Consider the following 23,329-nt stretch of genomic DNA (forward strand, 5'->3'; position numbering starts at 1 on the left):
TATCTCCTCCCGCCCCCCCCCCCTCCCCCCCCCCCCCCCCCCCCCCCCCCCCCCCCCCCCCCCCCCCCCCCCCCCCCCCCCCCCCCCCGGTGCACTTCTCAGGCCTTCCGCAGCCAGTAGTTCAGGCCGAGCTCCTCGTCGCTTCCGGTGACCAGGCCGTCGGTTGCTTCCGGCGCCGACTGGACCACCGCGGTGGCCAGCACCTCGCGGGCGACGTCGTCGGCGTGCTTGCCGAGGGCATCGGCCAGTTCGGCGTCCGTCGCGCTCAGCCACACGCTGATCCGGTCCGAGACCTCCAGGCCGGCGCTCTTCCGGGCCTCCTGCAACGTCCGGACCACCTCACGGGCCAGCCCGGCCTGCTTCAGCTCCGGCGTCACCTCGAGGTCGAGCGCGACCGTCTCGCCCTGCTCGTTGACCACCGACCAACCCTCGCGCGGCCGTTCCGAGATCAGCACCTCGTCGGCGCTCACCTCGACCGGCTCGCCGTCGACCACGACAGTCGCCGTACCGGAGGCCTTCAACGCGGCCGCCAGCTCAGCAGCGTCCGCCGCCGCGATCGCCTTCGCGACCACCGGCGTCTGCTTCGCGAACCGCTTGCCCAGCTCGCGGAAGTTGCCCTTCGCCGAGTGCTCGACCAGATCCGCACCAGCCGACGACAGCGGCTCCACCGACCCGACGTTCAGCTCCTCCGCGATCTCGCGCAGCAGCTCCTCCGACAGGTCAGCGATCGCGGCAGAGCCGACCAGCGCGCGACTCAGCGGCTGCCGGGTCCGCACCTTGGCCTCGGCCCGCGCCGACCGGCCCAGCTCGACGACCCGCTTGGCCATCGACACGTGCGTGGCCAGCGTGTCGTCGATCAGCTCCGCGTCGTACGCCGGGAACGTCGACAGGTGCACCGACTCCGGCAGCCCCGGCGTGACCGGCCGGAACACGTCCTGCCAGACCCGCTCGGTCAGGAACGGCGTCAGCGGCGCCATCAGCCGGGTCAGCACGTCGAGCGTCTCGTGCAGCGTCGCCAGCGCGCCGGCGTCACCGGACCAGAAGCGGCGCCGCGAGCGGCGGACGTACCAGTTCGACAGCGTGTCCACGAACGAGCTGATCAGCGCGCCCAGCTTCTGCGTGTCGTACCCGGCGTAGGCCTCGTCGGCGTCGCGGACCAGCCGGTGCGTCTCGCTGACCAGCCAGCGGTCCAGCACCGAGCGCTCCGCGACCGGCGGCACGTCGGCCGGGTTCCAGTCGGCCAGCCGCGCGTACAGCGCGTGGAAGGCGACCGTGTTCCAGTACGTCAGCAGCACCTTGCGGACGATCTCGTTCAGCACGTTCGGCCCGATACCGCGCGCCTTCCACGGCGACCCGGAGGCGGCCATGAACCAGCGCACCGCGTCCGCGCCGTGGTCGTCCATCAGCGGGATCGGCTCCAGGATGTTGCCCAGGTGCTTGGACATCTTCCGGCCGTCCTCGGCCAGGATGTGCCCCAGGCAGACCACGTTCCGGTACGACGACTCGTCGAAGACCAGCGTGCCGATCGCCATCAGCGTGTAGAACCAGCCGCGGGTCTGGTCGATCGCCTCGGAGATGAAGTCGGCCGGGTAGGCCTTCTCGAACTTCTCCTTGGAGCCCTCGACCCACGGGTAGCCCCACTGCGCGAACGGCATCGAGCCCGAGTCGTACCAGGCGTCGATCACCTCGGCGACCCGGTGCGACTCGCCGCCGCAGGTCGGGCAGGCGAAGGTGATGTCGTCGACGTACGGGCGGTGCGGGTCGGTGCTGCTCAGGTCGCGCCCGGCCAGCTCGCCGAGCTCGGCCAGCGAACCGACGCAGACCAGGTGCTCCTCGGAGCAGCGCCAGATCGGCAGCGGCGTACCCCAGTAGCGGGAGCGGGACACGGCCCAGTCGATGTTGTTGCGCAGCCAGTCGCCGTACCGGCCCCACTTGACCGACTCGGGGAACCAGTTGGTCTTCTCGTTCTCGCGCAGCAGCGCGTCCTTGACCTGCGTGGTCCGGATGTACCAGGACGGGAGCGCGTAGTACATGACCGGCGTGTGGCAGCGCCAGCAGTGCGGGTACGGGTGCTCGTACGGCACGTGCCGGAACAGCACGCCGCGCGCGTCCAGGTCCTTGACCAGGTCCTCGTCGGCCTTCTTGAAGAACTGCCCACCGACCAGCGGCACGTCGGCGTTGAAGCGGCCGTCCGAACCGACCGGGTTGACCACCGGCAGGTTGTACGCCCGCGCGACCTGGAGGTCGTCGGCGCCGAAGGCGGGGGACTGGTGGACCAGACCGGTGCCGTCCTCGGTGGTGACGTACTCGGCCAGTACGACGTAGTGGGCCGGCTCGTCGAACGCGACCAGCTCGAACGGGCGCTGGTAGGTCCAGTGCTCCAGCTCGCGGCCGGCGTACGTGTTGGTGACGGTCCAGCCCTCGCCGAGCGAGCCGAGCAGCGGCTCGGCGACGACCAGCGACTCGTTGCCGTCGGTGGCGACGACGTAGTCGACGTCCGGGTGCACGGCGACGGCGGTGTTGGAGACCAGGGTCCACGGGGTCGTGGTCCAGACCAGCAGCGACGCCTGTCCGGCCAGCGGCCCGGAGGTGAGCGGGAAGCGGACGTAGACCGACGGGTCGACGACGGTCTCGTAGCCCTGGGCCAGCTCGTGGTCCGACAGGCCGGTGCCGCAGCGTGGGCAGTACGGCGTGATCCGGTAGTCCTCGACCAGCAGACCCTTGTCGAAGATCTGCTTCAGCGACCACCAGACGGACTCGACGTACTGCGGGTCCATCGTCTTGTACGGGTGCTCGAGGTCGACCCAGTAGCCCATCCGGGTGGTCAGCTCGGTGAACGCGTCGACGTTGCGCAGCACCGACTCGCGGCACTTGGCGTTGAACTCGGCGATGCCGTACGCCTCGATGTCGTTCTTGCCGCTGAAGCCGAGCTCCTTCTCCACCGCGACCTCGACCGGCAGCCCGTGGCAGTCCCAGCCGGCCTTGCGGTCGACCGAGAAGCCCTTCATGGTCCGGTAGCGGGGGAAGACGTCCTTGAAGACCCGGGCCTCGATGTGGTGGGTGCCGGGCATGCCGTTCGCGGTCGGCGGACCCTCGAAGAAGGTCCACGGGGTCCCGCCGGCGCTCTGGGCGAGGGACTTGGCGAAGGTGTCCTGCTCGTCCCACGTCCGGAGCACGTCGTGCTCGATCGCGGTCAGGTCCACCTGGCCCGGTACCTGCTGCCACGGGGTGGTCGGGGTGTCGTCCGCCATGGTCTGGCCGTCCTTCGTCGCGCTGCTTCGACGAAGGGACGAGGTACGGCGACGTCGCCGTACTCCGCGGTACCACCCTCCTTGGTGACTGTGCAGTTACGGTCCCCACCCCACCGCCCCGCACGTGTCACCCACTTCGTTGCGCTCCGCTGCCAGGTCTAATAGGTCCGGGGACCGTTCTTCCGGCGGCTCCGAGGTGATCGCCTCATCACTGCCTTGCGGTGGCGTTTGCAGTGTACGACTCAGAACCAGACGGCCACTAATCGTTAATCACTGGTCAGGCGGGGGTACTGTGGTGACAATGCTGCCTGGCGGGGGAGGTGAGACAGGGCTGTGACATCTCAGGACGCGCGGGACGCGTCGAGCGGGCTTGAAGAAGCGACTACCGTATGTCCACGGTCTGCGCGTCGGGCTGGCACGTGGCGCCCACGTGTCCTACTGTCTTGCGACCAGTCCGCTTCAGTCTCCGACGAAGGCAGGGGGTAGTCGAAGGATGGCTACATCGGCAAAGAAGTCCGCCCCCGGAAAACGCACCGCCGCGGCCGAGAAGAGTGCCGCGACCGCCAACGAGCCGGCCAAGAAGGCCGCCTCGAAAACCCCTGCCAGGAAAGCTCCGACGAAGAGGGTGGCCATGAAGACGAACGAGAACAGGACCCCGGCAACGGCGCCGGCCAAGTCGCCCAAGAAAGCCGAGAACCTGACCGTCCGTGACGGGGAGAACCCGTGGACCGCGGCGGAGCTGACCGAGCTGCGCGGTGAGCTCGAGGCGGACGTGCTGCACCTCAAGGAGGAGATCCGCGACGCCGAGCAGGAGATCGTCGGTCTGCTCCGCGACGGCGGCGACGGCGCCGGCAACGACCAGGCCGACGTCGGCTCGACGACGCTCGAGCGCGACCACGAGATGTCGCTGGCCAACAACGCCCGGGACATGCTGGACCAGATCGAGCGGGCGCTGGCCCGGATCGACGACGGCACGTACGGCGTCTGCGAGAGCTGCGGCAAGGCGATCGGCAAGGGACGGCTGCAGGCGTTCCCGCGTGCGACACTGTGCGTGTCATGCAAAGAACGCGAAGAACGCCGCTGAGCCAGGACCAGTCGTCCCACCCGTCAGGGGACGCCAACGACCCAACGGAACCGGCCGACGCCTCGTCGGCCGGTTCTCCGTCGTCTCCGGACGCTGCGGCGGCTCAGCCCGACGCGGACACCGGCGAGACAGACCAAGCGGTCGCCACCGCCGCGGACACCGCCGAGACAGACCAAGTAGTTGCCACCGAAGCAACTCCGGCCAAACCCCGGTCCTGGCGACTCACGATCGTCTTCGCCGCCGTAGGCCTGCTGATCCTCGGCCTAGACCAGCTCACCAAGATGCTCGCGCTGCACCACCTCACCCCCGGTGAGCCGGTGAACGTGATCGGCGAACTGCTCAAGTTCAACCTGATCCGCAACCCCGGCGCCGCGTTCAGCCTCGGCTCCGACTTCACCCCGGTGATCAGCACCATCCAGATCGCCGTCGCGCTCGGCGTCATCTACCTGTCCCGCCGCCTCGGCTCGGCCGGCTGGGCGGTCGCGTTCGGCCTGCTGTTCGGCGGCGCGGTCGGCAACATCACCGACCGGATCTTCCGCGAACCGTCGCCGTTCCACGGCCACGTCGTCGACTTCCTGCAGACCCCGCACTGGGCGATCTTCAACGTCGCCGACATGGCCGTCACCTCGGCCGCGATCCTGCTGGTGATCCAGACCCTGCGCGGGATCAAGCTCGACGGCACCAAGGACGTGAGCGGCAAGTGAGCGACTCGCGGACCGTGATGGTGCCCGACGGCCTGGCCGGCGAGCGCCTCGACGCGGCGCTGTCGCGGCTGTTCGGCGTCTCCCGGACGAAGGCCGCCGAGCTGATCGAGTCCGGCCTGGTCCAGGTCGACGGCGCCACCGCGGCGAAGTCGGCCCGGGTCGCGGCCGGCGTGATGCTCGATGTCGAGCTGCCGCCACCCCCGGGCGAGGTCACCGTCGTACCGGAGACCGTGGACAACCTGCGGATCGTGCACGACGACGACGAGATCGTCGTGGTCGACAAGCCGGTCGGCGTCGCCGCGCACCCGTCCCCGGGCTGGACCGGCCCGACCGTGATCGGGCACCTGGCCGGAGCCGGCTTCAGCATCTCGACCAGCGGTGCGGCCGAGCGTAAGGGCATCGTGCACCGGCTCGACGTCGGCACGTCCGGGCTGATGGTCGTGGCGAAGACGGAGTACAGCTACACCGTCCTGAAGCGGGCCTTCAAGGAGCGCACGGTCAAGAAGATCTACCACGCGCTCGTCCAGGGACACCCGGACCCGTTCACCGGCACCGTGGACGCGCCGATCGACCGGCACCCGCACCACGACTACAAGTTCGGCGTCGTGGCCGGCGGCAAGCCGAGCGTCACGCACTACGAGACGCTCGAGGCCTTCCGGTACGGGACGCTGCTGGAGATCACGCTGGAGACCGGGCGGACGCACCAGATCCGTGTCCACATGTCCGCCATCGGCCACCCGTGCTGCGGCGATCTCACGTACGGCGCCGACCCGGTGCTGGCGGAGAAGCTGCAGCTGTCGCGCCAATGGCTGCACGCGATGCGCCTCGGCTTCACGCACCCGGGGTCGGGGGAGTACGTCGAGTTCACCTCGGAGTACCCCGACGATCTCGACCAGGCCCTCGATCGGCTCGTCGACACCCAGTGAAGCTCTACCTGTCGTCGTTCCGCCTCGGCGACCACCCTGAGCGCTGGGTCGCGATGCTGCCGCCGCGAGCGCGGATCGGCGTGATCTGCAACGCGGTCGACATCGTCGAGCCGGTCGAACGCGAGGAGAAGGTCCGCGCCGAGCACCGCTGGCTGGTCGAATTGGGCCTCCGCCCCACCGAGATCGACCTCCGCGACTTCGCGCCGGCCGATGCCGCGCCGGCGACGAAGTCCGCCGCTCCCGGGGCCGACCTCCCCGCCCATCTCACCCAGTTCGACGGGTTGTGGGTGCGCGGCGGCAACGTCTTCACCCTCCGGACCGCGATGGCTGAGAGCGGGATCGACCAGCTCCTCCCGGAGCTGATCCGCTCCGAGCAGCTCGTCTACGCCGGCTACAGCGCCGGCGGCTGCGTCCTCGCCCCGAGCCTGCGCGGCCTGGAGCTGTGCGACGACTCCTCGGTCGTCGACGAGGTGGTGTGGGACGGTCTCGGCCTGATCGACGAGGCCTTCGTCCCGCACCTCGACTCACCCGGCCATCCCGAGACCGACCTGATCGACAAGGTCCGCGACCTGTACGACCGCACCGGCGTACCGTACGTCGGCCTCCGCGACGGCCAGGCCCTCGTCGTCGACGGCGACACCCGCGAGCTCGTCTAACCCCACCCGGCCCGCACCGACGCCAGACAGCGCGCCGGCTCGTCCCCGGCCTGCGTGAACAACCCGGCCAGCATCGGTACGGCGTAGGCCAGAGCCTCCCGCGGCAGCGGCCCGTTGACGACCAGCGACGCCAGCCCGTGCCCGATCACCCAGGCCTGCGTCGCCACGGCCAGCGGATCGGTCCCGGCAGCGAACCGGCCTCTGGCTGTCGCTCGCCCGACAGCCTCGACCAGCGGCTGCAGTCCCGCATCCGCCCCCGCCGGATCCTCCAGCTCCACCGAGGCGTCGAACATCACCCGGTAGAGATCCGGATTCGCCTCCGCGTTCCCGACGTACGCCGCCCCCAGCGCCGCCAGATCGCGTACCGGATCATCGGTCGCCGCTTGTCGTGCGAGCACCGCGGTCAGCCGCGTGAACCCCTCCTGCCGAACCGCCTTCCACAGCCCCTCGACCCCGTCGAAGTACGTGTAGACGGCCATCGTCGACACCGGCGTCCCGGCGACCAGCGCCCGCAGGGTGATCGGCTCCCGCGCCCGCAGCATCTGCGCCGCCCGCTCGATCAGCAACGACCGGACACCAGGATCTTTCGTTCTCGCCATGGCCCAACTATACATAACGCTGTTATGGTAAGCGTCAACCCAACCGAAGGAGCCCGCCATGACCGTCACGCTGATCAACCCCGACTGCCTGCCCAAGCCCGACGTCTACCGCCAGCTGTCCGTCGCCACCGGCTCCCGGCTGGTCTTCCTGGCCGGCCAGGTCGCCCGCGACCGCGACGGCAACCCGGTCGGCCCCGGCGACTTCGCCGCTCAGGTCGAGCAGGCCTACCTGAACATCGGCAACGCCCTGACCGAGATCGGCGGCTCCTTCGACGATGTCGCCAAGCTCACGATCTACGTCGTCGACTGGACCCCCGAGAAGTTCCCGCAGCTCGGCGAAGGCGTAGCCCGCGCGGCCGCGAAACTGGGCGTCGACCCGGTCAAGCCGATCACCCTGCTCAGCGTCGCGGCCCTCGGCGAGCCCGACCTCCTCGTCGAGGTCGAAGCGACCGCCGTACTCGACTAGAGCTGGTCGAGCGCCTTCGACAGGGTCGTCAGCGCGTCGACGGCCCGCGCGAACTCCTCCTGCCCGAGCAGGCTGCTCAGACGCTTCGCCTGCTTGGCGTGCTCAGGGCTGATCGCCCGTACGGCGTCCAGCCCGTCGCTGGTGACCGCCACCAGCTTGGCCCGCCGGTGCGCCGGGTTGTCCCGGTACTCCGCCAGCCCGCGCTCCACCAGTACGTCGGCGGTCCGCTGCACAGCCTGCCGGGTGATCCCCATCTCCCGGGCGATCGACGCGACCGGCAGCGGCGTGTGGAGCACCGCGCCGAGCACCTGCCACAGGGTCGCCGTCAGCCCGACCGGCTTGGCCAAGCTCTCGGCCAGCTCCAGGAACTGGCCGTTGAGCTTGAAGGTCGCCAGCGCCGCGGCACCGAGCAGCTCCTGGTCACGACTCACCTGTCACGCACCCATCAACTCGTAGAACCCGGCCGGGTCCTGCTCGCCGTACAGCTTGTACCAGGAGTCGAGCACGGCCGGCTCGTAGATGCCCAGCTCGGCGAAGACCGCTCGGGCGAACTCGACAGGCGCCTGCGCCTTGCCGGTGATGAGCCCGCGGTCGTTCACGGCGGGCTCGTCCCGGTAGAGCTTGCCACCGGCGTACCCGAGGCTGTCGAGGAACTCCGCGGCGTTGCTGGTGTGCTCGTGGTCGTCGAGCATGCCGGCCATCGCCAGCGCGCCGGTGGCGCCGCAGATCGCCGCGACCGGGACGCCGGCCGCGCGGAACTCCCGTGCCTTCGCGACGTACGGCGCGTACGCCGGCGTCGGGAACAGGTCGTTGCCGGGCAGGATCAGCATCGCGCTGTCGCCCGGGCTCAGCTCGTCGAGCGTCAGGTCGGGCAACACGCGCAGCCCGCCGGCCGTGGTCACCGGCTCGGTGCTCGCACTGACGGTCCGGATCCGGAACTGCCCGGGCGTCCGGTGCCAGGCGGGGCTGTTGACGCTCGCGGTGAGGAACCCGATCTCCCAGTCGGCGAGCGTGTCGTAGACGGCGACGTGGACGGTGGTGACGCTGTTCTCGATCATGACAACAGGTTGTCATGATGACAACATCTTGTCAATCTTTCGTCTCTGAAATTTCTGAAATCTCAAGTACCTGACCTCCATCAGTGCGCCGCCTCAAAAGTTGTCGATGGTCGGGTTTAGGCTTACTGCGTCTTGCTCACCAACGCCCTGGGAGGTCTGCGCAGACATGGCGTCCAGCGACAGTTTCGTGCATCTACACGTGCACACCGAGTACTCCATGCTGGACGGCGCCGCGCGGATCGACGAGTTGTTCAAAACCGCCCAGGAGATGGGCCAGCCGGCGATCGCGACCACCGACCACGGCTACGTGTTCGGCGCGTACGAGTTCTGGAAGACCGCCAAGAAGTACGACGTCAAGCCGATCATCGGCGTCGAGGCCTACTTGACCCCGCACACGCACCGCAGCGAGCGCAAGCGGGTCAAGTGGGGCGACGCGAACTCCGGCCGCGACGACGTCTCCGGCTCGGGTGCGTACACGCACATGACGCTGCTGGCGAAGAACACCTCCGGTATGCACAACCTGTTCAAGATGAGCTCGCTGGCCAGTCTCGAGGGGTACTACTTCAAGCCCCGGATGGACCGCGACCTGCTGAACACCTACGGCAAGGGCCTGATCGCGACCACCGGCTGCCCGTCCGGTGAGGTGCAGACCCGGCTCCGGCTCGGCCAGTACAAGGAGGCCGTCGAGGCCGCCTCGGAGTTCCGCGACATCTTCGGCGCGGAGAACTACTACTGCGAGCTGATGGACCACGGCCTCGGCATCGAGCGCAACATCCAGGGCGACCTGCTGAAGCTGGCCAAGGAGCTCGGCCTGCCGCTGGTCGCGACCAACGACCTGCACTACACCAAGCCGGAGGACTCGGTCGCCCACGCGGCGCTGCTGTGCGTGCAGTCCGGCTCGACGCTGTCCGACCCGAACCGGTTCAAGTTCGACGCGAACGAGTTCTACGTGAAGACCGCCGCCGAGATGCGTGAGGTCTGGAAGGACTACCCGGAGGCCTGCGACAACACGCTGCTGATCGCCGAGCAGTGCGACGTCAGCTTCACCGAGGGGGAGGGCCGGTTCATGCCGCGCTTCCCCTGCCCGGACGGCCACAACGAGGAGTCCTGGTTCGTCGCCGAGGTCGAGACCGGCCTGCACAAGCGGTACCCGGCCGGTGTCCCCGACCACGTCCGCAAGCAGGCGGAGTACGAGATCGAGGTCATCACCTCGAAGGGGTACGCCGGCTACTTCCTGGTCGTCGCCGACTTCATCAACTGGGCCAAGGAGCACGGCATCCGGGTCGGCCCGGGCCGTGGTTCCGGTGCCGGTTCGATGTGCGCGTACGCGATGCGGATCACCGACCTGGACCCGCTCCAGCACGGCCTGATCTTCGAGCGCTTCCTGAACCCCGAACGCATGTCGATGCCCGACTTCGACATCGACTTCGACGACCGCCGCCGCCCCGAGGTGATCCGCTACGTCACCGAGAAGTACGGCGACGACCGGGTCGCGATGATCGTCACCTACGGCACCATCAAGGCCAAGCAGGCGATCAAGGACGCCGGCCGGGTGCTCGACTACCCGTTCGCGATGGGCGACCGGATCACCAAGGCGATGCCGCCGTCGGTGATGGGCAAGGACATCCCGCTGTCCGGGATCTTCGACTCCCAGCACAAGCGGTACTCCGAGGCCGGCGAGTTCCGCCAGCTGTACGAGTCCGACCAGGACGTCCGCAAGATCGTCGACACCGCCCGCGGCCTGGAGAACCTGAAGCGCCAGTGGGGTGTGCACGCGGCCGGCGTGATCATGTCCTCGGAGCCGCTGATCGAGCTGATCCCGATCATGCGCCGCGAGCAGGACGGCCAGGTCATCACCCAGTTCGACTACCCGAGCTGCGAGACGCTCGGCCTGGTCAAGATGGACTTCCTGGGCCTGCGGAACCTGACCATCATGGACGACGCGGTCAAGAACGTGGAGGCCAGCCGCGGGATCTCGCTGGACCTCGACGAGCTGGCCAAGACCCTCGACGACGGCCCGACCTTCGAGCTGCTCGGCCGCGGTGACACGCTCGGCGTCTTCCAGTTCGACGGCGGCCCGATGCGGGCGCTGCTGCGGCTGATGAAACCGGACAACTTCGAGGACATCTCCGCGGTCGGCGCGCTCTACCGCCCCGGCCCGATGGGCGCGAACTCGCACACCAACTACGCGCTGCGCAAGAACAAGCAGCAGGAGATCAGCTACCCGCACGACGAGCTCGCGGTCGCGCTGGAGCCGATCCTCGGTACGACGTACGGCCTGATCGTGTACCAGGAGCAGGTGATGGCGATCGCCCAGCAGCTGGGCGGTTACACGCTCGGCAAGGCGGACCTGCTCCGCCGCGCGATGGGCAAGAAGAAGCGCGAAGTGCTGGACGCGGAGTACGTCGGCTTCTCCGAGGGGATGAAGGCCAACGGCTTCTCGGCGCAGTCGATCAAGGCGCTCTGGGACGTCCTGGTGCCGTTCTCCGACTACGCGTTCAACAAGGCGCACTCGGCGGCGTACGGGCTGGTCTCGTACTGGACCGCCTACCTGAAGGCGAACTACCCCGCCGAGTACATGGCCGCGGTGCTGACGTCCGTGAAGGACGACAAGGACAAGATGGCCATCTACCTGAACGAGTGCCGCCGGATGGGCATCAAGGTGCTGCCGCCGGACGTCAACGAGTCCGACTCGAACTTCACCCCGGTCGGCACCGACATCCGCTTCGGGCTGTCCGCGATCCGCAACGTCGGTGTCAACGTGGTGGCCGAGATCGTGTCCGCGCGCGAGTCCGAGGGCCGGTTCACCGACTTCGTCGACTTCATCGACAAGGTGCCGCTGCCGGTCTGCAACAAGCGCGTCATCGAGTCGCTGGCCAAGGCCGGTTCGTTCGACTCGATGAACCACGCCCGGCGCGCGGTCGTCGCGGTGCACGAGCAGGCCGTCGACGAGGCGATCGACCTCAAGCGCAACGAGGCGCATGGTCAGTTCGACCTGTTCTCGATGGGTGACGACGAGGCCGACTCCGCCGACGGCAACAGCCGGCTCACGGTGCGCGTCCCGGAGATCGAGGAGTGGGACAAGGCGACCAAGCTCGCGCACGAGCGCGACATGCTGGGGCTGTACGTGTCCGACCACCCGCTGTTCGGCGTCGAGCACGTGCTCACCAACGGCACCGACTGCACGATCGGTCAGCTGCTCGCCGACGAGGACCGCCCCGACGGCAGCCAGGTCACCATCGGCGGTCTGGTCACCGCGGTGCAGCGCAAGGTGAACAAGCGCGGCGACATCTACGCGATCGTCACGATGGAGGACCTCGAGGGTTCGATCGAGGTGATGATGTTCTCCTCGGCGTACCAGCTGTCGGCGCACCTGCTCACCAACGACGCGATCATCTTGATGAAGGGCCGGGTCCGTCGCCGCGAGGACCGCCTCGAGCTGAGCGGCTCCGAGGTCAGCGTCCCCGACCTGACCGAGGGCCCGAGCGGCCCGGTGGTGATCACGATGCCGGTGAACCGCTGCACCCCACCGGTCGTCGACCAGCTCCGCGACGTTCTCCAGTCCCACCCCGGCATGACCGAGGTCCAGCTCCGCCTGCAGGCCCGCCAGAAGACCACGGTGATGCGCATCGGCGACCGCTTCCGCGTCACGCCGACGTCGTCGCTGATGGCCGACCTCAAGGCCCTCCTCGGCCCGTCCTGCCTGGCCGGCTGACGCCCGATGACCGAGAGCATTGACCCAGTACGTCACACTGTCCCCGTGACGCAGCCACCACCCGACCCCTCGGGGCCGACCCCCGAAGGTCCCTGGTCCAGCCAGCCCCAGCCGGGAGCCCCGGCGCACGCCGGCCAGGGTTTCGCGCCGGCGGCGGACGCTGCTGCCGGCCACGGCTCGCCGCAGGCAGGCTCCGGCTACTCGGCGTCCAACTCTTCCCACCCGACCCAGCACCAGCCGGGCCCGGTGTACTCCGGTTCCAGCGGGCCGTACGCCCCTCAGGCATTCGGTGGATCTTTCGGAGCAGCTCCTGAGCCGGCCCCGAAGCTTCCCTGGAGCCGAGCGATCGCGGTGACCGTCGCGGTCTTCCTGGTCGCCGGGGCGATTGCCGGGTGGGCCTGGCAGCAGTACGCGCCGCTCGCGCAGTACACGATCGACGAGAACGGCGGGTCCCTCGGCGAGGAGCAGATGACCCGGGTGTTCGGTCCCGACGGCATGTTCGTCGCGATCGGCTTCCTCACCGCGCTCGTGCTCGGCGCCGCGCTGTTCTGGTGGCTGCGCGACTACGGACCGTGGGCGGTCGCCGTCGTCTGCGTCGGTTCGGTCGTCGGCTCCGCCGTCGCCTGGGGCGTCGGCATGCTGCTCGGCCACGACCCGCTCGACCCGCGCCTCCAGGCCGCCAAGCCCGGCGACCTCCTCGCGGCCCCGCTCGAGCTGCACACCTGGACGCCACTCGCCTCCTGGCTGGTCGGCGCAGCGCTGGCGGCCGCGATCATCTCCGCGCTCACCTGGCGCGCGGAACCAGTTGCAACCACATCGGTATCTTCCGCGTCAGAATCCCCGGCGCAGGTGAAATAGCCTGTTCCGGCCCGGTGGCATCTCACCGGTGACGCGAGGGGGCACGATGTCCGACCAGACCAATCCGCCGGTCTACCCGCACCACCCCGGTGCACCCGGCGGCCACCCGAACCCGAACGCCCCGTACCCCGCTCCGGGGACCCAGAGCGACCAGTTCGGTGCTCAGGGCAACCAAGGGCCCTGGCCGCAGGGCGGTGGACAGCCGCCGCAGCAGGGCGGGCAGCCGCCGTACCAGCAGGGCCAGCCGCCGTACCAGGGCCAGCCCGGCCAACAGGGGCAGCCGGGCTACCAGGGCCAGCCGCCGTACGGCCAGCAGCAGCCGCAGTACGGCGCACCCGCCGCACCCCAGTACGGGCAGCCGCAGTACGGCGGCCCGCAGGGTGACGGCGGCCAGCCGCCGTACGGCCCTGGCTACGGCCAGGCCCAGCAATGGCAGCCCGAGCCGCCGAAGCGGCGCAACAAGTGGATCCCGCTGGTCGCCGTCGTGGCGGTGCTCGCCGTGCTCGGTGGCGGTGGCCTGTTCGCCTACGCGCGGCTCAACGGTGGCGGCGGTCAGCCGGCCGAGGTGCTGCCCGGTACGGCGGTCGCCTACGCCCGGATCGACCTGAACCCGTCGGCCGGTCAGCGCGTCGCGGCGCTGCGGTACCTGATGAAGTTCCCGTCCGCGAAGGAGCGGATCGGCCTCACCAGCGACAACGACGACCTGCGGCAGAAGCTGTTCGACCTGCTGAAGAAGGAGGCCGGCGACGACCTGGCCGACGTCGACTTCGAGAAGGACGTCAAGCCGTGGCTGGGGGACCGGGCCGGGCTGGCCGCGCTCCCGCCGGCGGGGGACAGCAAGACGCCGGACGTCGTGGTCGCCGTCCAAGTGAAGAGCGAGGACAAGGCCAACACCGGCCTGGACAAGCTGTTCGCCAACGAGAAGGAGAAGCCGGGCCGGGTGTTCACCGACGGCTACGTGCTGCTCGGCGAGAACCAGGCGCTGGTCGACTCGGCCGCGTCGACGGCCAAGGACAGCCCGCTGAGCGAGAACTCGAAGTTCGACGGCGACATGTCGGCGCTCGGCGAGCAGGGGTTCGCGTCGTTCTGGGCGGACACCGCCGGGCTGGCGCTGATCAGCGACCGCAAGCTGACCGAGGAGCAGCGCAAGGCGCTCCCGGCTGGTTCGATGGCCGCGGCGCTGCGCTTCGACGCGAACTACGTCGAGCTGAAGGGTGTCGTCCGCAGCGACCAGACCGTGAAGACGGGTGCTGCCGACGCGGGGGACACGCTGGCGAAGCTGCCGGAGAGCTCGGCCGCCGGCCTGGCGGTCTCGGGTGGTTCGGAGCTGGTCGACACCGCCTGGGAGCAGATGAAGAAGTCGAGTGGTCTCGACATCGAGGAGCTGACCTCGGGCTTCACCGACCAGTACGGACTCGTCCTGCCGGACGACCTGAAGACGCTGCTGGGCAAGAACTTCGCGGTCGCGATCGACCGGGACGGCGGCGACCAGGGCCCGCAGATCGCGATCAAGTCGGAGACCGATCCGGCCAAGGCGAGCGCGGTGGCCGACAAGGTGATGCGGCTGGTGCGTGAGCGCAGCCGGCTGAACATCCCGATCGAGAAGGCCCAGGACGACAAGACGCTGGTGCTCTCCACCAACCAGAGCTACGCCGAGAAGGTCCTCAAGGGCGGCAACCTGGGGGAGTCGGAGAGCTTCAAGCAGGCGATCCCGGACCCGAAGGGCGCGGTTCTGGCGGCGTACGTCGACTTCGACGGCGTCGGCTCGCTGACCGAGGAGCTGAAGGCCAACAAGGACGCCGCGGCGCTCCGCTCGGCCGGCATCACGATCCGCCACACCGACGGTGGCACCGGGGAGTTCACCCTTCGCGTGGTCGCCAAGTAGCAGCGTCGCTCGACGAACGAGAGGGCCCGGACCGTCTGGTCCGGGCTCTCTCATTTTCTTTGGCCGGTGATGTCGAAATCCCCGGCCGGGCTTCTACCTCAGGGTGAACCTCTTCGGAAAGGACCCCTGAGATGAACCACTTCACCGCCGTCAGCACCGTCGCCGTCCCCGTCACCGACCAGGACCGCGCGCTCGCCTTCTACGTCGAGACCCTCGGCTTCGACCTGCACCTGGACGCGCCGGTACCCCAGCTCAACGGCCGCTGGATCGTCGTCGCCCCTCCCGGCGCCGCCACCGCGCTGGCCCTGATCCCCGCGACCGAGGAGGTCCCCGCCGGCACCGACACCGGCATCCGCTTCGCCACCTCCGACGCCACCGCCGCCCACGCGGACCTGAACGCCCAGGGCGTCTCGACCAGCGACCTGATCAGCTGGCCGGGTGTCCCGCCGATGCTGAACTTCCGCGACCCCGACGGGAACGTCCTCTACGCGTTCGAGGGGTAGCCGCACGCGGTGTCATACCCTGGAGGTATCAGCGGAGGCGGGCCGCCCGGCCCGTCCGGCTGCTCGCCTCTGGGGTTGACAGCGGATGGACGTAGACCTGCGCAAGGTCCGGTACTTCGTGGCCGTCGCGGAGGAGCTCCACTTCGGCCGCGCTGCCGAGCGGCTGCACATCGCTCAGCCGGTCCTGTCCCGTCAGATCCGCGCGCTCGAGTCGGAGCTGAAGGTTCAGCTGTTCGTTCGTACGAAGCGCTCCACTGAACTGACGCCGGCCGGTCGGCAACTGCTGGAGGACGCTCGCCCGGTGCTGGCCTCGGCCGAAGCGATGCGTCGCCGAGCGGTTCAGGCGGCGCGCACCGAGCGGACCTTCACCATCGCGTTCATGCCCGGCATCACGGTCACGCCGTTGGTCCGGATGCTGTCGGCTGAGCACCCCGAGCTGACGGTCGGGCTGCTCCGCACGACGTGGGACGACCAGGTCGAGGTCTTGCACGACGGTCGCGCCGATCTGAGCATCGTGCGTCTTCCGATCGACCAGCGCGGCCTGACCGTCCATCCGTTGTTCGACGAGCCCCGCGTCGCGATGCTGCCCGCAGAGCACCGCCTGGCGGGCAAACCCGCGATCCACGTCGCCGACCTGTCCGAAGACCACCTGCTCCAGGATCCCGACGCCGTCCCCGAGTGGCGCGACCTCACCGCCCGGAAAGGCGACGCCCGCTCGGCTCCTCACTACCGCAGCGTGGAGGAGAAGCTCGAGCACGTCGCCGCCGGCCACGGGATCGCGATCATCCCGTTGTCCACGGCAACGTTCTACACGCGCGCCGACGTGGTCGCCGTACCGGTCGAGGACCTCGGCCCCAACCAGGTCGCGATCGCCTGGTCCGCGAGCCGGCGGGAGCCGGTCCTGCGCAGCGTCGCGGCGATCGCGCAGAGCCTCACCTGGACCTGATAGGGCGTCGACAGTCTCCGGCGGGCGGAGATCTCCGGGGACTTGAAGGTGCTGCCGTGGAAGCGTGACCATCGGAGAGTGCGGAGGCCGATCGCGACTTTCGTCGTACTGCTGGCTCTGGTGGGGTGTGCGCCGGGTGTCGGCCGTTCCGCGCGCTCGCCCGCCACAACGCCCACTGCGGTGACGCAGTTTCCGGCTCCGGCCACGACCTCGCTCGATCCGGCAAAGGCGGTCAGCCTGCAGGCGGTGCTCGGCAAAGTCGTCAGCCAGTACGCCGAACTGCCCGACAGCGAGTCATCCTCCCGGGGTGTGACCGCCGCCGTGCTGACGGATCGGTGGAGCTGGTCGGGTACCGCCGGCCGCGACGCCGCGGGCAGTCGTCTCACGCCGAACACGAGCTTCGGCGTCGCCAGCATCACGAAGACCTTCGTCGCCGCCGAAGTCCTGCTGCTGGCACAGCGTGGTGCGGTCGACCTCGACGCGCCGCTGTCGGCGTACGTGAAGCATCCGTTGACGGCGAACAACGCGACTGTCCGGCAGCATCTCGCGATGCGTTCCGGCGTACCGAACTATCGCAACGAGGACTACGTCAAGGTGGACCGGGCGATCGCGGCCGCGCCGGGGAGACACTGGACTCCCGAGGAAGCGCTGTCGTACGCCACTGCCGAGCCGAGTGCGCCCGACAGCGCGTACTGCTACAGCAATCCGAGCTACGTCTTGCTCGGGATGTTGATCGAGAAGGTCTCGCAACAGCCGCTCGCGGTTGCTTTGCGCCAGGACCTGGCGAAGGCCGCGGGGCTGGAGCGGGCCGCGTTCCAGGATCACGAGAAGCCACGGCCGCCACTCGCCGAGGACCGCAACGTCGTGTGCGGCCGGGCTGTTGACGGATTCACTCCTTGCCGCGCATTCGCGAGCCTGTCGGCAGCGAACGCGGGGGTGGCAGCTGACGCCGCGTCGATTGCGCGATGGGGTTATCAACTCTACGGCAGCCAGGTCATCCCCGGGGAGCTGGTGCGGCAGATGACCGACGGCCAGGGGGAGTACGGCCTCGGCACGATGCTGTACTCCAACGCTTTCGGGATCCACTCCGCGGTCGGCCACCGCGGCGCGAGCCCTGACGTGTCGAGCATCCTGGTCGTCGTACCGGACCAGCGCCTGGCGGTCGCCGTCCTGCTGGCCGACGTAAACAAGGTGCCCGACACGGTCGCGGCCAGCCTGATCACAGCGATCGAGCCGCTCCTCGCTCGCTGACCGAGTCGCTGCCCGCTCGCAGACTCGGCCGGCGCGCGAACCCCTACTCGTCCGCTGACCCGGCCAGCGCCTCCAGCACTCCTTCGCCGTACTTCGCGAGCTTGTTCTCGCCCACCCCGCTGATCGTCCCCAACGCACTCAGCGACCCCGGCAGCTCCATCGCGATCTGCCGCAGCGTCGCGTCGTGGAAGATCACGTACGCCGGAACGCCCTGCTCCTTCGCCGTCGCCGCCCGCCAGGCCCGCAGCCGCTCGAACACCGGCGCCGCCTCGGCCGGCAGGTCGACGACCTTCTTCTTCGACCCACCCCCGGACGACCGCGACCGCCCGACCCGCTCGGGCTCGCGCCGCATCATCACCTCACGCCGACGCCCCAGCACCTCAGCGCTGTCAGCCGTTAGCAGCAGCGTCCCGTAATCACCCTCGACCGTCAGCAGCCGCTGAGCCAGCAGCTGCCGGATCACCCCACGCCACTCGGTGTCCTTCAGCTCCGTCCCGATCCCGAACACACTCAGGTCGTCGTGCCGGAACTGCTTGATCTTCTCCGTCGTCTTGCCGAGCAGGATGTCGATCACCTGACCGGCGCCGAACTTCTGGTTCCGCTCGTGCTGCAAGCGGTACACCGTCGACAGCAGCTTCTGCGCCGGGATCGTCCCGTCCCACGACTCCGGCGGCGTCAGGCAGGTGTCGCAGTTCCCACACGGCTCGCCCTGCTGCCCGAAGTACGCGAGCAGCTGCACCCGCCGGCACTGCACGGTCTCGCACAACGCCAGCATCGCGTCGAGATGCGTCCCGAGCCGCCGCCGATGCGCGGCATCACCCTCGGACGTGTCGATCATCTTCCGCTGCTGCACCACGTCCTGCAGCCCGTACGCCAGCCACGCCGTCGACGGCAGCCCGTCGCGCCCCGCGCGCCCGGTCTCCTGGTAGTACCCCTCGACGGACTTCGGCAGGTCGAGGTGCGCCACGAACCGTACGTCGGGCTTGTCGATCCCCATCCCGAACGCGATCGTCGCGACCACGACCAGCCCGTCCTCGCGCAGGAACCGCGCCTGATTCGTCGCGCGCGTCCGGCTGTCCAGACCGGCGTGGTACGGCACGGCCTCGATCCCGTTCTGGGTCAGGAAGGTCGCCGTCTTCTCCACACTGTTGCGCGACAGGCAGTACACGATGCCCGCGTCCCCGGCGTGCTCGGTCTTCAGCAGGTCGAGCAGCTGGCGCTGCGGGTTGTCCTTGCCGACGATCCGGTACTGGATGTTCGGCCGGTCGAAGCTCGCGACGAAGTGCCGCGCCTCGGTGAGCTTCAGCCGGGTCGCGATCTCGGCGTGCGTCGCCTCGGTCGCCGTCGCGGTCAGCGCGATCCGCGGTACGTCGGGCCAGCGCTCGTGCAGCTCCGAGAGCATCAGGTAGTCGGGGCGGAAGTCGTGCCCCCACTGGGACACGCAGTGCGCCTCGTCGATCGCGAACAGCGAGATCTTGCCCTGGTCGAGCAGCCGGACCGTCCCCTCGACCCGGAGCCGCTCGGGCGCCAGGTAGAGCAGGTCGAGATCGCCGGACAGGAAGGCCTGCTCGACCTCGCGGCGCTGCTCGAAGTCCTGCGTCGAGTTCAGGAAGCCGGCCCGGACACCGAGCGCGGTGAGCGCGTCGACCTGGTCCTGCATCAGCGCGATCAGCGGCGAGATCACCACCCCGACCCCGGACCTGACCAGCGCGGGGATCTGGTAGCACAGCGACTTGCCGCCACCGGTCGGCATCAGGACGAGCGCGTCACCACCACCGACGACGGTCTCGATGATGTCGCGCTGCTCCCCGCGGAACGCGTCGTACCCGAACACCCGGTGCAGCACCTGCAGGGCTTCGGAGTCTGGCAGTTCGGCTGTTGTCTCGGCCACGCACCGATTCTACGGAGGTCGGGACGACGGCGGGGGGACCCTGTGGATTACTTGGTCTCGCCGGCGTACGTCCCGACGCTCCACACGTTGCCCTCGGGGTCGAGGACGGCGAAACCGCGCGATCCGTAGTCCTCGTCGCGCAGCTCACGCAGCACCTTCGCGCCGGCCGCGATCGCCTGTGGACAAAGGGAATCCGGATCGCCGTGAACGAGGTAATTTCCTTGTGCCTGGTCGACGAACCGGTCGAACTCGTTGGGTTCGGCGTTGCGGTCGACCGAGCTGACCATCACCCCACCACCGTGCGGCCACAGCAGTTCGGCGTGCGCGATCGAGCCCTCGGCGACGCCGGGGTAGGAGGCGACCAGCGTGAACCCGAGTCCTTCGGTGAGGAACTTCAGTGCGGCCTGACCGTCGCGGTAGATCAGCGTCGGCCAGACACCGATCCGCGCAGTGCTCTGTGTCGTGTTCATACCCCCAACTCTGTCTTCTGCACCGGAGGTTCGTCTTGAACGTATGGGAGCTCTTCGGCGATCCACTGCCGCGGCGAGCAGCCGGCCAGCGCGTTCCACTCCCGCGACAGGTGCGCCTGGTCGGCGTACCCGAGCTCGGCGGCCAGATCGGCGAGCTTGGTCCGCGGCGAGCGCTTCAGCCGCTGCACGGCCTGCTCGAACCGCATCACCCGGGCCGCGACCTTGGGCGCGAGGCCGTACTCCTGGCGGAAGCGTTCGGTCAGATGCCGCCGTCCCCAGCCGACCTCGGTCGCCAGGTCCTGTACGCCGACGCCGCCGCTGGTCTGCGCGAGCCGCTGCCAGGCCCAGCTGATCTCGGCGCGGGGCTGGGGGACCGGCTCGTCACGCCAGGCCTGCAGCAGCAGGCGCTCCACGATCGTGAACCGCTCGCTCCAGCTGGGCGTCTCGCGCAATTGCTCGGTGAGCTCACGAGCCGGCCTGCCCAGGACATCGTCGAGTGGGACGACGAGCGAGGCCAGTTCGCCCGGTGGGAGGCCGAGCAGTGCGCGGCTGCCCGCTGGAGTGAGCGCGAGCTGGATCCCGGCCTGATTGGGGGACTGGCCGATCCGGACCGCGGTGGAGTGCAGACCGCCCGCGAGCGTGTCGAACTTCTGCGTCGGGCTGTCGGGCCAGGCGATACCGATCGGCTCGTCGAGCGTGATCACCACGGTCAGCGAGCGAGAGGGGAGCCCTCGGTGCAGCTCAGGCGGCTCGCCGCGGTAGGCGTAGCCGGCCATGGCGTCGAGGTACGGGCGCAGCGCAGGGTGCACCGTGCGCCCGCGCAGCTCGAAGTCCTCCACCGCTCCAGGCTAGAACGCTGCTCGGACAAAAGCTCCCCTCTCAGTCAGGCTGGGCGGCTGGCTACCACCAGGCGACCGAAGTCGGTCTGGGCGATCCGGTCGATCGCGAACCCGGCAGCCTTCGCCTCGTCGGCGAGCTGCTCCGCCGTCCGTCCGAAGGGCACACCCCACCCTTCGGAGATCAGCCGGCGCAGCGTGTACGCCGCGCGCTCGGCCTCGTCCGGTTGCGGCTCCATCTCCTGGATGAACAGCACCCCACCAGGCTTCAGCGACCGCAGCAGCATCGCGAGCGTCTCCGCCCGCGTCGGCTCCGGGAAGAACGGCTGCGCCCAGAACGCCCCGGTGAACCGGTCCGGCTCGTCCAGCTCGCGCGCGTCCATCACCCGGATGTCGATCCGATCGGTGACGCCGAACGCTTCGGCTCGTCGTACGGTCTCGGCAGCGACCGTCGGCACCAGCTCGATCGCGACGCCCTCCATCTCCGGGAACATCGACGACAGCGTGAGCGTCGCGCAGGCGACCCCACAGCCGACATCGAGCCAGGCCCCGGCTTTCAGCGATTCGCCCAGCTCGGGCAGCTGCGGGATGAAGATCTGCTCGTACAGCGCCTTCGTCACCGCACCGGCCGCTCCGCCTGCGGACCGTGCGATGACGAGCGCGTCCGGCTCGCTCAACGGCAGTGGCCCAGGCTCCTCGGCCGCAATCCGCGTCAGCCGCGACATCAGCTCCGAGCGGTCGAGCAGATCATCGAGCCCGATCCAGGCGTCAGCGGCGGCCAGCGCCTCGAACGACGCGCTCAGCTGCACGTGCCCGTCGGCCTGCGCGACGATCCCGTGCGCATCGAGGACGACCAAGATGTCGGCCAGCCGACCCGACGGCAGGCCGGAGAACTCCTCCAACTCGGCGAGCGTCCGGCGCTCGAGCAGGAACTGCGTCCATCCGCGGTCCCGCAGCGTCGTCAGCAGGGTCAGGACCTGGGCGCCGTTCACCCAGCCATCCACCTGGTCACGCGCCGCGCTGGCGAGCGCGAACCGGTCCAGCGGGCTCGACGCTGCTGCTTCAGGTCCCGTTACGGCTTCGTCAACTGTGCTCATACGGACAAGATGCGGGACCGCGCGGGAAGTTCGAAGCACCCCGCTGTGTCCTGCGTCACGCCGCCGCTTCCCGCGCCGGCCGGGCCGCGTGGAACAACCGGCACCGCTGAATCCGCCCCGCGCCGTGCTCCTGCACCCACACGACAGCGGGCGGGCAGTGGAACGGATCGTCCACCGGATTGATCAGCTCGATCTCGCTCACCGTCAGATCACCCGACGCGAGCACGTTCGTCACCCGCCCTCGCACGCCGTCCTCGATGTCCTGGTACATCCCACGCACGAAGTAGTCGAGCCCGATCGTCCGCCGCTCCCGCGACCAGACGAACTGCGCATCCGCCGCCCACTGCTCGTCCAGCACCGCCTGCAGCTCACCACGCTCGGTCGCTTCCAGCGTGCCCGCGACCTCCCGCCACCGCTGCGCCGCCAGCGCCGAGAAGTCGTCGTACGCCGAGTCCGCCGTAGCCAACAAACTCGCCGCCAACTTCGCGCGCCCCTCAGACAACCGACTCCGCACCGTCCCCACCGGAACCCCACACAGCTCAGCAATCTCCTGGTACGTCGTAACCCCCGTGAAGTACCGCAAGATCATCACCAGCCGCAACGGCGGCGACAGCTGCTCCAACGCATGCCAAACCCAGTCCCGCGCCACATGCCCCTCGAGCACCTCAGCCGGATCCGGCTCACCCGACACCAGACTCACCGCCCGATACTCATCCAGCGCCACAGTCCGCCGCCCCCGCAGTTGCATCCGGCAAGCATTCCGCACCACCATCCGCAACCACGCCCCCACGCTCGCGGGATCCCGCACGTCCCCGATCCGCGCCAGCGCAACAGCCATTGCCTCCTGCACGGCATCCTCAGCATCAGGCCCAAACCCCACCACCTGCACCGCCACCGCAGTCATCCGAGCCCGATGCCGCCCCAGCAGCACCCCCAATGCCCCCACCACCCCAGCCTGCGCCGCCACCACGAGCTCAGCATCAGACTCCACGAACCCAAACCTACGACCCCACCCACCCCAACCCCACGCGATGGCAACTTCCCGCCGCCCGCCGCCCGCCGCCCGCCGCCCGCCGCCCGCCGCGCCCGCCGCCCGCCATCTGCTCTCTGCTCCTGCTCCTCGCTCCCGTCGC

At 69.3% G+C, this 23,329-nt stretch carries 20 protein-coding genes; 11 read left to right on the forward strand and 9 right to left on the reverse strand.

What is annotated here, in order from left to right; all coding sequences use genetic code 11:
• Positions 1-98 precede the first annotated feature (98 nt).
• Positions 99-3,251 carry an isoleucine--tRNA ligase gene (gene ileS / locus ACZ6Z4_RS37730; RefSeq protein WP_465576891.1) on the reverse strand — a complete coding sequence of 1,051 codons (3,153 nt, stop codon included), beginning with the start codon at positions 3,249-3,251 and terminating at the stop codon, positions 99-101.
• Between the two features lie 631 nt (positions 3,252-3,882).
• On the opposite strand from ileS, the gene ACZ6Z4_RS37735 reads away from it, so the two are divergent.
• The 4 genes from ACZ6Z4_RS37735 to ACZ6Z4_RS37750 are packed head-to-tail and all read left to right on the forward strand — an operon-like array spanning position 3,883 to position 6,621.
• Positions 3,883-4,335, forward strand: a complete 453-nt coding sequence (locus ACZ6Z4_RS37735) for a TraR/DksA family transcriptional regulator (protein ID WP_363670891.1) — start codon at positions 3,883-3,885, stop codon at positions 4,333-4,335.
• Positions 4,308-5,039, forward strand: a complete 732-nt coding sequence (gene lspA, locus ACZ6Z4_RS37740) for a signal peptidase II (RefSeq protein WP_465576899.1) — start codon at positions 4,308-4,310, stop codon at positions 5,037-5,039. Before ACZ6Z4_RS37735 ends, lspA begins: the two co-directional genes overlap by 28 nt.
• A gap of 17 nt (positions 5,040-5,056) precedes the next feature.
• On the forward strand, positions 5,057-5,965 hold the full coding sequence (locus tag ACZ6Z4_RS37745) for an RluA family pseudouridine synthase (RefSeq protein WP_465577038.1): 909 nt from the start codon (positions 5,057-5,059) through the stop codon (positions 5,963-5,965).
• A complete protein-coding gene (locus ACZ6Z4_RS37750) occupies positions 5,962-6,621 on the forward strand; it encodes a Type 1 glutamine amidotransferase-like domain-containing protein (RefSeq protein WP_465576906.1) in 660 nt (219 codons plus the stop codon). The genes ACZ6Z4_RS37745 and ACZ6Z4_RS37750 overlap by 4 nt, the downstream gene beginning before the upstream one ends.
• Here the strand turns inward: ACZ6Z4_RS37750 and ACZ6Z4_RS37755 are convergent.
• Positions 6,618-7,220, reverse strand: coding sequence for a TetR/AcrR family transcriptional regulator (locus ACZ6Z4_RS37755; protein ID WP_465576909.1), 603 nt, complete (start codon positions 7,218-7,220; stop codon positions 6,618-6,620). The genes ACZ6Z4_RS37750 and ACZ6Z4_RS37755 overlap by 4 nt on opposite strands.
• Before the next feature lie 58 nt (positions 7,221-7,278).
• Here ACZ6Z4_RS37755 and ACZ6Z4_RS37760 point away from each other — a divergent pair, with 58 nt between their 5' ends.
• Positions 7,279-7,686: a RidA family protein gene (locus tag ACZ6Z4_RS37760; RefSeq protein ID WP_465576913.1), complete on the forward strand. Its 408-nt coding sequence runs from the start codon at positions 7,279-7,281 to the stop codon at positions 7,684-7,686.
• Here ACZ6Z4_RS37760 and ACZ6Z4_RS37765 read toward each other — a convergent pair.
• Positions 7,683-8,117 carry a MarR family winged helix-turn-helix transcriptional regulator gene (locus tag ACZ6Z4_RS37765; protein ID WP_465576916.1) on the reverse strand — a complete coding sequence of 145 codons (435 nt, stop codon included), beginning with the start codon at positions 8,115-8,117 and terminating at the stop codon, positions 7,683-7,685. The genes ACZ6Z4_RS37760 and ACZ6Z4_RS37765 overlap by 4 nt on opposite strands.
• Before the next feature lie 3 nt (positions 8,118-8,120).
• On the reverse strand, positions 8,121-8,744 hold the full coding sequence (locus tag ACZ6Z4_RS37770) for a DJ-1/PfpI family protein (protein ID WP_465576919.1): 624 nt from the start codon (positions 8,742-8,744) through the stop codon (positions 8,121-8,123).
• Positions 8,745-8,910: 166 nt separating this feature from the next.
• On the opposite strand from ACZ6Z4_RS37770, the gene dnaE reads away from it, so the two are divergent.
• The 6 genes from dnaE (at position 8,911) to ACZ6Z4_RS37800 (ending at position 17,902) form a co-directional block, all read left to right on the forward strand.
• Positions 8,911-12,459, forward strand: a complete 3,549-nt coding sequence (dnaE, locus tag ACZ6Z4_RS37775; protein ID WP_465576923.1) for a DNA polymerase III subunit alpha — start codon at positions 8,911-8,913, stop codon at positions 12,457-12,459.
• A gap of 45 nt (positions 12,460-12,504) precedes the next feature.
• The gene (locus ACZ6Z4_RS37780) at positions 12,505-13,317 is read left to right on the forward strand and encodes a hypothetical protein (protein WP_465576925.1); all 813 of its coding nucleotides are present in this window, start codon (positions 12,505-12,507) and stop codon (positions 13,315-13,317) included.
• Positions 13,318-13,363: 46 nt separating this feature from the next.
• Positions 13,364-15,202, forward strand: a complete 1,839-nt coding sequence (locus ACZ6Z4_RS37785; RefSeq protein WP_465576928.1) for a DUF3352 domain-containing protein — start codon at positions 13,364-13,366, stop codon at positions 15,200-15,202.
• Positions 15,203-15,333: 131 nt separating this feature from the next.
• Entirely contained in the window at positions 15,334-15,705 is a 372-nt protein-coding gene (locus ACZ6Z4_RS37790) for a VOC family protein (protein WP_465576931.1), read from the forward strand.
• Between the two features lie 85 nt (positions 15,706-15,790).
• Positions 15,791-16,651 (forward strand): LysR family transcriptional regulator, encoded by an 861-nt coding sequence (locus tag ACZ6Z4_RS37795; RefSeq protein ID WP_465576935.1) that lies wholly within the window; start codon positions 15,791-15,793, stop codon positions 16,649-16,651.
• A 48-nt stretch (positions 16,652-16,699) separates the two neighbouring features.
• Positions 16,700-17,902 carry a serine hydrolase domain-containing protein gene (locus ACZ6Z4_RS37800; RefSeq protein ID WP_465577043.1) on the forward strand — a complete coding sequence of 401 codons (1,203 nt, stop codon included), beginning with the start codon at positions 16,700-16,702 and terminating at the stop codon, positions 17,900-17,902.
• Between the two features lie 43 nt (positions 17,903-17,945).
• Here the strand turns inward: ACZ6Z4_RS37800 and recQ are convergent, their stop codons facing one another.
• Genes recQ through ACZ6Z4_RS37825 form a run of 5 tightly spaced genes read right to left on the reverse strand, consistent with a single transcriptional unit; the run spans position 17,946 to position 23,187 of the window.
• Positions 17,946-19,793 (reverse strand): DNA helicase RecQ, encoded by a 1,848-nt coding sequence (gene recQ / locus ACZ6Z4_RS37805; RefSeq protein WP_465576942.1) that lies wholly within the window; start codon positions 19,791-19,793, stop codon positions 17,946-17,948.
• A gap of 47 nt (positions 19,794-19,840) precedes the next feature.
• Positions 19,841-20,263, reverse strand: a complete 423-nt coding sequence (locus ACZ6Z4_RS37810) for a VOC family protein (RefSeq protein ID WP_465576949.1) — start codon at positions 20,261-20,263, stop codon at positions 19,841-19,843.
• Positions 20,260-21,102 (reverse strand): AraC family transcriptional regulator, encoded by an 843-nt coding sequence (locus ACZ6Z4_RS37815; protein WP_465576952.1) that lies wholly within the window; start codon positions 21,100-21,102, stop codon positions 20,260-20,262. Before ACZ6Z4_RS37815 ends, ACZ6Z4_RS37810 begins: the two co-directional genes overlap by 4 nt.
• A 44-nt stretch (positions 21,103-21,146) precedes the next feature.
• Positions 21,147-22,196 carry an SAM-dependent methyltransferase gene (locus ACZ6Z4_RS37820; protein ID WP_465576957.1) on the reverse strand — a complete coding sequence of 350 codons (1,050 nt, stop codon included), beginning with the start codon at positions 22,194-22,196 and terminating at the stop codon, positions 21,147-21,149.
• A 55-nt stretch (positions 22,197-22,251) separates the two neighbouring features.
• Complete coding sequence (locus tag ACZ6Z4_RS37825; protein WP_465576960.1) at positions 22,252-23,187, reverse strand: RNA polymerase sigma factor; 936 nt, start codon at positions 23,185-23,187, stop codon at positions 22,252-22,254.
• Positions 23,188-23,329: the final 142 nt, after the last annotated feature.

It is taken from the genome of Kribbella sp. NPDC104740 (assembly GCF_055583505.1).

Coding starts and splice junctions, on each gene's coding strand:
- ileS (WP_465576891.1), bottom strand. CDS start 3,251: ATGGCGGACGACACCCCGACCACCCCGTGGCAGCAGGTACCGGGCCAG.
- ACZ6Z4_RS37770 (WP_465576919.1), bottom strand. CDS start 8,744: ATGATCGAGAACAGCGTCACCACCGTCCACGTCGCCGTCTACGACACG.
- ACZ6Z4_RS37790 (WP_465576931.1), top strand. CDS start 15,334: ATGAACCACTTCACCGCCGTCAGCACCGTCGCCGTCCCCGTCACCGAC.
- ACZ6Z4_RS37735 (WP_363670891.1), top strand. CDS start 3,883: ATGAAGACGAACGAGAACAGGACCCCGGCAACGGCGCCGGCCAAGTCG.
- ACZ6Z4_RS37820 (WP_465576957.1), bottom strand. CDS start 22,196: ATGAGCACAGTTGACGAAGCCGTAACGGGACCTGAAGCAGCAGCGTCG.
- ACZ6Z4_RS37745 (WP_465577038.1), top strand. CDS start 5,057: ATGGTGCCCGACGGCCTGGCCGGCGAGCGCCTCGACGCGGCGCTGTCG.
- ACZ6Z4_RS37795 (WP_465576935.1), top strand. CDS start 15,791: ATGGACGTAGACCTGCGCAAGGTCCGGTACTTCGTGGCCGTCGCGGAG.
- ACZ6Z4_RS37810 (WP_465576949.1), bottom strand. CDS start 20,263: ATGAACACGACACAGAGCACTGCGCGGATCGGTGTCTGGCCGACGCTG.
- dnaE (WP_465576923.1), top strand. CDS start 8,911: ATGGCGTCCAGCGACAGTTTCGTGCATCTACACGTGCACACCGAGTAC.
- ACZ6Z4_RS37785 (WP_465576928.1), top strand. CDS start 13,364: ATGTCCGACCAGACCAATCCGCCGGTCTACCCGCACCACCCCGGTGCA.
- ACZ6Z4_RS37760 (WP_465576913.1), top strand. CDS start 7,279: ATGACCGTCACGCTGATCAACCCCGACTGCCTGCCCAAGCCCGACGTC.
- ACZ6Z4_RS37755 (WP_465576909.1), bottom strand. CDS start 7,220: ATGGCGAGAACGAAAGATCCTGGTGTCCGGTCGTTGCTGATCGAGCGG.
- lspA (WP_465576899.1), top strand. CDS start 4,308: ATGCAAAGAACGCGAAGAACGCCGCTGAGCCAGGACCAGTCGTCCCAC.